At 40.5% G+C, this 12,330-nt stretch carries 5 protein-coding genes; all 5 read right to left on the bottom strand.

All coding sequences use genetic code 11. The features are described from left to right. Nucleotides 1-60: 60 nt before the first annotated feature. Nucleotides 61-495: an EVE domain-containing protein gene (locus AAC978_RS07685; protein WP_341547458.1), complete on the bottom strand. Its 435-nt coding sequence runs from the start codon at nucleotides 493-495 to the stop codon at nucleotides 61-63. A 175-nt stretch (nucleotides 496-670) separates the two neighbouring features. Next, nucleotides 671-3,556, bottom strand: a complete 2,886-nt coding sequence (locus AAC978_RS07680; RefSeq protein WP_341547457.1) for an anti-phage-associated DUF1156 domain-containing protein — start codon at nucleotides 3,554-3,556, stop codon at nucleotides 671-673. Nucleotides 3,557-3,563: 7 nt separating this feature from the next. Continuing rightward, nucleotides 3,564-4,112: a DUF3780 domain-containing protein gene (locus tag AAC978_RS07675; RefSeq protein ID WP_341547456.1), complete on the bottom strand. Its 549-nt coding sequence runs from the start codon at nucleotides 4,110-4,112 to the stop codon at nucleotides 3,564-3,566. After that, the gene (locus AAC978_RS07670) at nucleotides 4,109-7,228 is read right to left on the bottom strand and encodes a DUF499 domain-containing protein (protein ID WP_341547455.1); all 3,120 of its coding nucleotides are present in this window, start codon (nucleotides 7,226-7,228) and stop codon (nucleotides 4,109-4,111) included. Before AAC978_RS07670 ends, AAC978_RS07675 begins: the two co-directional genes overlap by 4 nt. Before the next feature lie 365 nt (nucleotides 7,229-7,593). Then, complete coding sequence (locus tag AAC978_RS07665; protein ID WP_341547454.1) at nucleotides 7,594-12,315, bottom strand: DEAD/DEAH box helicase; 4,722 nt, start codon at nucleotides 12,313-12,315, stop codon at nucleotides 7,594-7,596. Nucleotides 12,316-12,330 lie beyond the last annotated feature (15 nt).

The raw sequence follows: 12,330 nt of genomic DNA, 5'->3' as shown, positions 1-12,330 counted from the left end.
AAACTTGGACATTATACGACCAAAACATATAGATAGTAGGTCATTTCCGTTCTTATCATTTTAAGTATTGGCGTGTATTTTATGACTTGCGGCAGAAACAATCCTAATGAAATCTGCCTTCTCGATAGCTTTGTTGGATTGTCTAAAATACAAACCATAATTCTTTTTATCATAAATAAAATCTAGCTCACCGATAATTTCGCCAATGGATACATGTTTAGGCCAAAGATTAACTTCTGTTATTTCAACCCTTATTGGGAACAGGGCTAACCAATTAGGTTCTTCGTTTTTTAGGTTTGTTTCATAAGGTTTTCGTGCAATTGTAAAGTCAGCCGCAAAAAAGCGATTACTCTTACCTGCTAAGTAAATAACAGCTCGGTCGTCCTTAGCCATATACTTCAAGTTTGGAGCCATTGAAGCAAAAGCCCATAATTTCATATCTAATAAGCAATTCATAATGTCTTTTGCTTTCCAAGGATTATCCTCTAGCTCCAATGTATTAAGAACAAAAATGTAGTACACTTGAATCCCCACTTCGCCTAAAGAATCCCCAAGATACTTGGTACATTATATAAAACCAATAAGTAATACTTCAGGGGGAGGCAAAATGTCTATATATCTTTTTTGACAATAACATTCCAACTTTATCTCCCCCCAAAAAACATATTGCTTATATGTGGTCATTATCGACCAGCACGTATAAGTGGTCGGCCATTTCAGCATTTTCAGTCCAATGTGGCATGTTGTCAATGTTCCTCGTATCCTTTAAGACCTGTAGCAACTGCTTAATCATATCACGGCGTCCCCAATAATCCGTAATTTGCTGTTTAAGGTGGAATAATCCTTTCTCCGGAACCCCGTCTTCTTTGATTGCGATATGGATGGCCGCCAAAACAGTGCGCAATACCGATCTTTCAAAATCCGGAATGTCATTTATGGTTCGCATAGCGAATTCAGTAGGTGTCTTAAACCTTGCCGTATTGGCTTTTTCACTAGCCATTAGCTGACTGTAGGAGCCGATCGAGAATCCTCGAGCATACTCCTGATACGTCGAAATCTGGTAGTTGTTATGCTTTTCTGCTTCTAAGCCTTTGATATAAAAGCGTTCTGCGGGGGTAAGATCTTTCCAGAGGTACGTATCAAAATCTACCGGAATAATAAAATCATAGGCAATGCGCTTCGCATTCTCGATAACCCCAACAACTTTGGATTTAGATGGATTATTGATTGCTAAGTCCAACTCATAATCAAGCTCCAACCCGCTGATCTTTTTATAAGATGTCAAAACTTTCAGGGATGCTGCATAAGCGGCGAGAACATAGTCTGTGTCTGAGAAATTTGGTTCTTCCTTGTCATCTAAATCCCGCATCGAATCAATTTGCATTTTGACTTCATCTTTAATGTCAAAGCTAATATCGTCAAGATACGCTGTTTCATTATTAGTTTGTTTTCTTAAAACGAGTAAGGCTGTACCTTTAACGTAATTACCGTCCTTAAGTCCACCGCTTTCAGTTTCTGTGGCAATACTCCAAGCAGCAGTTACTTTCAGCCCAGCCTTCCACATAATTAATGCGAGCTGCGCCCAAACAGTTGGATCAGAATGAGTAAACATGACTACCTGTAGACCGTCATCATACATATAATTAGCAAGGTTTGAATAGATTTCGATCATACTATGGGCAAAATGTTGATCCCCTTTTAACGCAAGAATCCTTTTACTATCCGTGTACCAAGCGGGAAAAACTTGACTGATTAGTTTTTTATCCCAAGCAAGGAAAAACTCTGATAATTCATGATAATTTACTGCATCTGCATAGGGAGGGTCAGTTATCCATATATGACAGCTTCTTTTAGTTTCCCTAGCATCTGATAATTCAATAGTAGCATTACTATTTGTAGCATATATATTTAGACTGAAAAACCAGGAAGATCGAGTATTAAAGAAAGATCTCGCGCCAAAATTCATAAGAGTGTTAAGTGCCTGATTGTAGAACACTTCTTGTGGTTTCTCAACACCAACACCAGAATTCCATCTTGATAGTCTTGAATTCCAGTGATATACATTGTTCATACCAAGAATCCCCACAATCTTACAGTTCGTACTGGAGGGAACTTGTTGAATATATTTGTGTAGCAATGCGGGGGTTAATAATTGCCTCGCATTAAATAAATGATTCCAATAAGACCAACCACGATTACGCATAACTTCCTCAGTTTTCATGCCACTTTCAATTTCCATACTCGGCACTAATCCCTGTTCCTGCCAAGAAACAATGTGTTCAGCAACAATTTCCTTTACCTTTGCTTCATTCTCAATATCTCGCTCATTCGGATGCCGATAATAGCGCTTCCTATCAGCCTTTTCGTATTTTATGGCATACAGCCTCTCACTATATATGTCATCCTCTCGAAAATCAAACTCAGATTTTCCCCATTTTCTAAGTCCATAGATTGTATTGCCATCTTCATCCTTTCTGTCTAGGCGCAGTGATGATATTGGGGTAGTTTTTCCACACGTGTAAGAAGGGCATTTTAGCTCATTATTTACCACTGTACCAGAGTCTTCTGCTCCCTTTATCTCAGCGGGACTAGCCCCCATTTTAACGACAATGCCAAATCCATTTTCGTTTTCTATAAGTTTCGCTACCGTTTTAGTTCCTTTACCAATAACCCAGCTGGGCGCAAGGGGCACCTTCTTCCCGCATTCGGGACATTTCGCTTCCACGCAATACAAGTAAGAAACTGCCCTGTCACCTTGTTCGTTATGCTCAATGCCAAGTTCTGTTATCTCCTGATCAACCTTGTTAAAGACATCTTGCTGAAACTGCTTAATGTCTTCTAGTTCCTTTTCACTAGCCCCTAAGATATTAATGCTCGCCCAAGTTAGTAGTCCTGCTACCGGGTTAAGATCACTGGCATAAGTATCACAACCCATTCTCGCTGCTTCAAAAGGTATACTACCGCCCCCACAGAAGCAATCTCCGACGACCACATTCCGGCCATACCTTTTTAACGACAATTGCTCAATTAACTCTTGGAGACTCTTCGCCGAAGTGCCAAGATGCTGATTGATTTCGTTCCATGTTTGTTCGTCAAGATTTTTAAGCTGCTCCGGTCGAATGCACTTCGTTAATTTTTCATCGTAGCCGAGTGTGTTGAAAATAGTTAGTTCTACTTCCTTTTTATTAACACCCTTATAAAGCTTCACCTTATCTCCAGTAATATCAAACCAGTCGTTAACTCTATTGCGAAGTTTTTTATTATTCATCACGATTTCATACATTTCAGAAGCTGTATAGGATTTTTCCTTGCGTAGTTCAAGCCCATGATTATCCATGCTCATAATCTTAAGAAAGATCTCCATATCCCGTTTCGGATTATCGCTAGCTGGCATCAGGCAGCCAAGGATAGCAGCCCGTACTAAGACCAAGGGTTTTCTGCCCCACCACTTACCAAGACCTGTTAAGGTTTGGCCGTTGTTCGCTTTCCTCTCCTTATAACTTTCTTTGCTTATTTTTGACACTGGAAACTGCTTTTCTATAAATGAAATCGTCATAGTGCTTTTATTCCTCCTCGAACATTTCCAACAAACTAAGCTGCGGATTTTCCCTGATGGGATTTTCACACAAGGCATACCTGAGAGCAATCCGCCATCCTCTTTTGTCATTAAGCTGTCCCGTGCTGGCGTTAGTCATGGTGTAGAGCCACCACCGTTCTTCAGGCATTAATCCCTTCCAATTCCTAATCGCGGTCGGGATAACAGAAGGATCGCAGTCTTCGATCCCCCAAAGTAGGACCATCATTTCTTTACCAAATAGTTTTTCTACGGGAGTTCCACCAGTGACAAATCGTCCCACCTTTAACCTATCTTTCTTCAAACGAGCGTTAAATTCGGCAGTTAAATCGGCACTGACTTTACTCCATTTATATCTAGAAATTTCGATTCTCAACTGATCTGCCTTTTCTAACTTTTGCTCCTCGCCGTCAGTCCATTGAAAACGTTCAAAGACTTGGACAGGTTGTTCTTTATCCACTAGTGAAACAACATAGAAATGGTTCGCATTCTGCTGAGGGTTAACTCCGAAGCCGTAGGTTATTTCCCTAACACTCATTGTCTTATCTTTCCTTCTTTTTGTATTTCCGCGATGTCGTATTTATTGACTTCAATCCAATTCTTAAACTGCAGACCGGAGGTAAACAAGATAGTTTTGTAGTCAAACTCAACCGTAACTTCCTTATTCTTAAAAGCAGTGTCCCTGATTAAGTCTACTGTGGCCTGCAAGTTATCTGCGTCATAAGGAACTTTAGATGTGGATATCTCTATATAATTACTACTGTTCTCTTTTTCAGAGAGTACGACAGTGAAATGGCGAATAAAAGAGCCTTCCAGATTCTTTAGCTTTGCCAGCTCCTGATAGGTAGTTTCAGTATCTCTGCATTTCTTCTGGATGTTCCACTCAAACTCCAAGGGAGCATCATCATTAATCTTCAATTCGTATTTCCCACTAGTCTCGGCAATGGCAATATCCTTTTCCTCAACTGGTCTCCCCTTATATGTTATAAAGGTTCGAACATACTTACAATTTTTTGGCAGTACAATTTCGCCAGTGTAAATACCGCCATTTTCCCTCGGACTGCTGCCGTCGGTAGTATAGCGTATCTCAAAATCCTTATGAGTCTGGAGTTCAAGGAGTTTGCCATTTACACTTCTTCTTTGCTCGTATTTAAGCGGAACTGTACACATAAATTCTTTAACTGCACCCGTAGGATGCTCATTTGATGTATCCACACAAACAAAGTTAATAAGAGGTTCTTTGGTGACAAAGTTCGCTGGAGCCTCTGCTGAAGCGGTTGTAGGCTCGGCTCCGATATCATAATACACTTTATCGCCTCTGACCCCGCGCACTTTTAGGGTAAATTCTCCGGTCTTTTGATCGTAATCAGTCTGCTCGACGATCACAGAGGTTGGTTCTTTCGGGAAAGGCCCTTTCGCTAGATAGCCGCCAATTTCCCGCCATCTATCTTTTTTAAGAGAATCCTTTTTCAAATCGTCAAGCTGATTGGGATGATACCACGGCCAGCGCACTTCGGTAGCAGCCCGCTCTTTTATCTGGTTATAAGTCATTTCTTTTTGTGTAAATAATTGATCCTCACAGCGTTCACGCATTTCCTCTATAAAATGGTCATCTGATTGATAGTCATAGAACTTTTGCTGGCTAGCTAAGACTTTGACAATTTGTTCCTCTCCTTTAAAGGAGTTTTCCTTAAATTCCAGCTTAAAGTCTTCCGACATGACTCCCTTCCTGGTCGGAAAGTACAAAGTGATAAATGTTTCCCGAATGCTCTGCAGTAGCGCTTGCAGCACCTTATCGTGCTGACTGTCAGCTTCCTTGTATTGCTGATCCGTCGTGGGAACGTGCTCCGCCCTCATACCAGCAATGATTTGGCGGATAGCGGTTAGACGTTTACTATTGTGATAAAGTTTCTCCATGACATTGCGCTGACCCGAGAGGAACATAACGCGATTCTTAAAGGTTGCGTTATCATAAAAAGCCTGTAAGTCAGGATGAAGCTTATTGCCCGCATAGGGTTCAAATATTACCAGGGAGATTTTATTCATGTCAAGCTGAATCTCATCGATAGCTGGTAGGACATGGAGGAGTTCATAGCATTTTTTATCCTCGGGTTTGAAGTTTTCCTCAAGGAATTTCTTGAGCTCCTTTTTAGCGCTTTCGTTGTTATAAGACTCAACCAGCGTGTTCATCTCGGCGATCATGTTTTTGGTATTCTGAAAATACAAGCGACCGCGATTATCCATTTTTAGATACCAGCTTTGGGTCTTAATCTCTTCCAAAGCTTTTTTGTAGTTATTCAGTTCAGACTGTGGATCACATAGGTAACCGAGGATTTCTGATTCTGTCAATCCTAATAAACCATGCGTCGCTTCACTCAAGGAGGACATCAATAGTAATTTGGCTGCATCTTGGGCATACGTTATCTTGCCCGATTCGTTTTCCGCATCAATTCCCTCGGCAACCGACTTTCCAGCCTGAGCAATGTCATGACTAATTGCCGCTTCTAACGATGGCTTGATTTGCTTAATATATGACAACATATTGCGATCATTAAGATCGATGTCAAATACATTAATTAAGTACTTAGACTGAGCACTTCCGTTTTCATAAAACTGCCTGATCGTCTGTCTCATTAGTTTGATCAGACCTCTGGTCTGCTGGAAGTTTGGATTTTCCTTAAACCGTGCATACAGTTCTTTGATTGATGGATGAAATGGATAGGAGTCCTTGATGCCCAAATAAACCTTCTCACCTGTATAGTTGGTCAGCCCTGTTTTATTGGCTCTGGCAAGGGCTTCTTTATAACCTATAGCCACTTCATTAACAGCCGTAGAATTGCTAGAGGGGTAGCTCTCAAATAATCTCTTCTTTAATATGTCATAAATCTCATCGGAATTCAGCGCTACGGGTTCGATATTTATCGCGGAACGGTTCGCCTCATTTTCCAGTTCTTTAAAACTTGACTGTAACATCTCGCTTCCAGACTCATATGTTGCTTTTAAGTCCGAAAACACTAAACAAACATTAGCTAGTTGCTCTTTTCCCAATGCAGAGAATAGGTTTGATAAGGCCGTAATCGTAACTTTACATAAATCTGAATTACCTACGGTAATTGCCTTAGCATTTTCTAAGTAAGGCGGTAGCTCATCCAACAAAATCAAGGTCTTTTCCCCTTGTAACAACTTAACCCAGGCACTTTCGCCCGGGGCCTTGAGAGGGGTATAGAGATCTTTAAAAACCTCTTTTTTGCCCAGCTGTTCAGCAATACTGCCCCAGATTCCGTAATCAGCGTCACTTTCCCTTCCAGAGAAAGCCACAACTCTAATATCGCTGATTGATTCGTATTCTTTACCTAATATTTTCTTTCGCCATTCTTTATTTTTAGCTAACAAAGCAAGAGCTAGCATATTATGAGTCTTGCCACCGCCCATTGCTTGAGTTAACTTAATTACCCCCGTGCTTGATTCCCCTTTGAATCGTTTAAATGCAGTAGTTAGTAAAATTTCCATTCCTTTGGTCTGAAAGTTTTCGTTGAAAAACTTATCTACATCAATTCTATCCTCAACGAGATCGCTGAGGTTTAGGACATCATCTCTGGTCGTATCAACGAATACGCTCGCTCTTGGTTTGCAGAGTTCAAATATTGTTTGCATAATCTACCACCCTTCTATAGCTATCGGTTAGCTTATATTTTAAATTTCCTAAAGAATGCTATATTTAAATTTAGAATTTAGTCATCTCTTATTGTAATACTATATTACAAGATTCTTATCCTAGATTATAAAATAACTAATACTGTTTTTTATTTTTTAGCCCTTGAAAAGGAAATGTATTTATTAGTATAGCATGGAATTGCTCTACAATAAAAAATGCCATGCTGAAATTTCCAGTTCCCTTATGATACGGCTATACTTGGAGTTAAACCCAGGTTTTTACCATTGATGAGTTCGGTTTCATAAACTACTTGCCCGTGGTCCACTCTCATAGGTTTTTTAACAGTTCATGTGCGACTGTAGGACTATCGAGCCTCGATTCTTATTCCTTCTTCACGATAGCCTCGCCATGTTTTACCCAATATCTCCTGAATGAAATCTATCACATAGCGGCGTTTGAGGCGATCATGATGCTTTTGATTGTAGTAACCTCGCAAGCAGGTGTAGCAGGAAGAGTCTTTTTCCTCTCCACCGCAGTCGCATTGTTGCATGAGGTTTAATGTCTCCATCAATACACCTTCTAAAGCGCGTTCGGTGTTCAGTCGTCTCACATGGCCGGCTCCACCTGGTGTTTTATCGAAGAGAACCAAGGAGAAGTTGGGGCGATTAGTATGGGAGTTGTAGAAATAATGTAAACAACCGGAAATGTCACTATCTTCGATATTCAGATACCTGCACATGCCTCTTAATACGCCGTGGAGTACTGATAGTCCAACTTCATAATCATTCAGATCAGGATTGATAAATCGAAGTTGAACAACATCTGTCTTAAACCGATAACCAAGGGCAAATTTTTTGAGTCTATTCTTCCCATCATTCCTACACCAGTACCCAGAAGGCGTTTTATGCTTCTGGCGTTTTGTTTTATTAAAATCTTTATCATCGAGGACCGTGTACCCGCACTGCTCACAAACAAAGAAGTTAGATTCATTCAATACTGCCATTTCATCGGCTTGGCTCATGCGGAGCTCAAAGCTTGCTTCTCCAAGCTGTAACTGAGTAGTTTCAATTTCATTTTTATAACCGATATAAGCTATCTCATTTCTGAAGGTCCGCATGGGCTTTTTGAGTCCTGGTTTTTTGATATTGTCCCCATCGGCTTCGAAGCCAAACTGAGGGATTAAGAATACTTTGCGGCTGGCAGCTTGAAACGGCTTGCCACATTGTTTGCATTGTTCCAATGTGGAGTATTCATCCTCTTCAATATGCTGCTCGATATTCAATGTGTTGCATTCACACTGGATATAATCAAATTGCTTCCAGCTCATATTGGGAATCTTTCTTATATAGCGACTGGTGATTAGATTGCCATTGGCCACAATTTGCGAACCAGGGGCGTATTCAGATATAGCCATGGAAAGATCTCTTTGGAGTTGGAGACCTAGCTTTGTTCTATTTGAATGGTCGAGGATCGTCATTTCAACGGTGTCGACAGGAAAACCATATTTGGGGAGGACATTTTTCCGCGATAAGAACGATAGTATTTCTTCATTGCGATAGACTTTGACTCGTTCTCTCAAATGATCAATCCGTCTATTTTCAGCTATCGCTCGATCGATGGCTTCATTCAGTATATTAACCTCGTATTCATATTCCAAGACAGCCTTTGTCAATACGCCTTCATTTTCTTGCCCATCACTGAGCAACCCTGGTATCCATTCATAGTGAGGCACTCCAAATTTTCTAATTAAGCTATCTGGAAGAAATCTTTCAAGATAATTTCCTAAATCAAGAGGATGACCATTGAGGTATTCTGTAAAAACTTCAACTCCGGTTCGCCCACTCTCCATTTTTTCCGTCATTTTCGAAGCAATTGAAAAATACTCTGGATACTTCCGCCAAAAGAAGGACAAGGCTGACGCATAGAGATGCCGAATAGCGATCTTTTCATTTTCCACGTTAAACTTTGGAGGTTGAATTCTGCCTTTAATCATCTTCTCTGGGGTTTTAAAAAAGGAAAAATCGTGGGAGCTTTTATTGCAAAATGTTAGGGCATAGGCCGCGGAATGTTTACTTCGTCCTGCTCGTCCAGCTCTTTGAGCATAGTTCGAAGGAGAGGGAGGCATATTTCTCATAAAAACTGTTTCTAGTGAACCCACATCGACGCCCATCTCGAAGGTTGTTGAACAACTGAGGACATCGATTTCCTTTTGCTTAAACTTCTTTTGATATTCATAAGCGGTTTCTTTATTCAGCTGAGCCGTATGCTCAACCACTCTTAATTCACGAATATCAAGGTCCTGGTACATACGATAGTAGTGATTATTGGCATAAGCCTCCCGCAGGTCAACGGATTGGAGTTCCCCTTCACACTTGAAGGTTGGGCAGACTCCGAAGCTATTGTGAATCGTGACCTTCTTACATTTAGGACAGATGTACCACTGTTTATTTCTGGAAATAGTTATCTTCTCGACATCGAGTTTATATTTGCCATTGCGCACTTTGAGAAATCCTTGGCTGGTAAATATTCTCCAAATACCTTTTTCAAGGATTACTCGAACTTTTTCATCAGACAGATCGTTACCAGCCTTTTTCAAGACTCTTGATAAATAGTCTAAACGCTTATTGGTCATCGAAGCTTTCGTCGGAATAAACGATCGGGTATAGGATAGCTTATCAGAATCGGAAAGGGTATACGAATATTCCACCCCACTATGCGTAAAGTATTCTTTGTCCGCTTTATTGAGATTTGCCTGATATTCTAGAGCCGCATCGGCCATTATTCCCATGGCCATGACATTACATAGAGTTGCGACATCTTGTGCTGTTAAATGGAGCATTGCATTAGGAAGAATATTTTCATCGTTTAAGGAAAGCTCAAATAGCCCCATACTAAAAAGCGAGGTGTTGCCGTTATTATCAACAAGTTCATGAAGAGCTGCTTTCCAGGCTTCCTTATGGGTTTGGTCAGAACTCCGAATCGCGATACCCTTTGTCTCAAACTGATAAACAAGATCTTCGATGAAGTCAGGAAATGCCTTACCTTTAGTAAGATAAGCTTTATCATTTAGAGTTTCCACGATTAATCGTTTATAGAGAATGTTGCGGTAGGTTTGATCGAGGTAGCTGGAATAAAATGCCGCTGCCTGCCGGCTATCGGAAAAAGCCAAAAATTGTTTAGCGACATTCGTCTTCGTAATTTCCTCATGCACTTCACCTAAGCCGAATCCAAAATCGTCATCCTCCTTAGTGATTTCCACTTTCATTTCGTAGGATGGGAGTTCTTCAAATAAGGCTGTACCAATGACACTGGTTGCAGCTTCTTGACCAGTGAAAAACATCCGCAGTATACCGTGGTTATTGGTGTTTTCGCAGGACAGACATTTTGTAAGGGTTTTGCTAGTCGTATCAATATTTACTCTAAATACTGTGACATAATATTTTTTATCATGATCGCAAGTTGGACCATTAATGGTAGCTGACTTCATCAAATAGCCGCACCTTGAACATAATTGATATTCTTCCGCTTTTATGTTTTCATCTTCTAAGAGATGATCCTCATCACTATCAGAAATGCTACTCCCCAACAAGAAGATTGCTCGAATACCTTCTTCATCGACCACGCTGGCTTGTTCCAGGTAATGATTCATTTGCTGCCCCACAAGGTAAATCTCATGGCAGGAAGAACAAGTTGCGATCTCAAATACTTTGTACTCCTCATTACCTTCATAGTGAACGGGTTTACGGGTTAAAAAGAGCTTCTTGCTCGGCTGAAGGGTGATAAAAACACTTTCTGTAGCCCTCAAAAACATGTGATAGCGGGCATCGAAAAGTCGATCGTTATTTTTTTCACCTCGTGAGGCAACCATAACGAAGTTCTCTACATCAGTTTGCGACCAATTCATTTGCTGAGCAATCTCGAATACTGTGCGCGGTGTGCTAATCAGGCGGCGAATTTCCCAGTAATTTAAATCTTTTAGTATCAGTTCGTAAAGTGCTTCTTCCAAGGATTCCTTACTTAGATCGTCATAATTGCTTGTTATTTTACTGAGGATTTCGCTATCCTCATATTGTTCGTTAAGTTCGCCCGCAATTTGGTTATAGAAGTCAATGGGAAGTCGAAGGAGATCCTCCCCAGCCTCTAGTTTAACCCTCTTTGCGCGTATGATGTCATCTTTGCGAAAGGGGCTGTCGCACAATTGAGTAGCGAATTGAGCTACCTCTTCGTTATCATTTTCTTGACCGAGTGTAGCACTCGTCAAAACATATTGAAGATCATCTTTGCATAGTTTAGCTTTTAATCGTCTTAAGAGCATTGACACTTCAATTCCGGTAGAGCCATTGTAGACATGGGCCTCATCCAAGACAATGAATTTCCAGTTTTCAGAAAACCCACCATCAAAAAACACATTGTCTTCAGGTCGAATCATTAAATATTCTAGCATCGCATAGTTTGTGATCAAGATATGGGGTGGCTTCGCCTTCATCTGCTCTCTTGAAATTAACTCATTGACCGGAGGAGTCTGATCGTTATTTAACATTTTGTATTCAGCTAATGCTTCATTATATTTAGGCTTTGTTTGTCCCGTATAGCTGCCATAGGTTAGTTCGGGGTAATCCTGTAATAATTCTCTTAGGCGTTCAATCTGGTCATTGGCTAGCGCATTCATTGGGTAAATGAGCAGGGCTCTAACACCAGCGCCAAGTTTATTAGCCTCATGCTGGCGTAACAGATAATCGAAAATAGGAAATAAAAAACTTTCCGTTTTACCTGAACCAGTACCTGTTGAAACAACGATATTTTTTCCTTCTTTGACTTTTAAAAGAGCTTCTTCTTGATGCTTATAAAGCGGCCTATTCCGATTGGTCTTTAGTTTAGAAAATCCTTTTGATAATAGACCCTCTGAGATAAGGCTCGTAATATCTCTTCCCTTTTGAAAGGAGTCTGTTACATCGATAAAAGGGCCTTTGGCTAATGTTGCTTCTTGGCTCAATTCTTTTTTGAACTGATTTGCGTATGCTGGATCATTAATCTCAAATATCGTCTCCAGATATCTTTTATACTTATCGACAATGCTTGTTGACACTTTTACCGGTGAAAA

Origin of the sequence: Desulfitobacterium sp. THU1 (genome assembly GCF_038181555.1) — a bacterium.
Classification (GTDB): domain Bacteria; phylum Bacillota; class Desulfitobacteriia; order Desulfitobacteriales; family Desulfitobacteriaceae; genus Desulfitobacterium.
Note: the sequence above shows the minus strand (reverse complement) of the source record. Positions and strands in the feature narration are given on the sequence as shown.

Bases quoted from the DNA above. Each gene is read 5' to 3' on its own strand.
- AAC978_RS07675 (WP_341547456.1), bottom strand. From the start codon at position 4,112: ATGAGTGTTAGGGAAATAACCTACGGCTTCGGAGTTAACCCTCAGCAG.
- AAC978_RS07680 (WP_341547457.1), bottom strand. From the start codon at position 3,556: ATGACGATTTCATTTATAGAAAAGCAGTTTCCAGTGTCAAAAATAAGC.
- AAC978_RS07670 (WP_341547455.1), bottom strand. From the start codon at position 7,228: ATGCAAACAATATTTGAACTCTGCAAACCAAGAGCGAGCGTATTCGTT.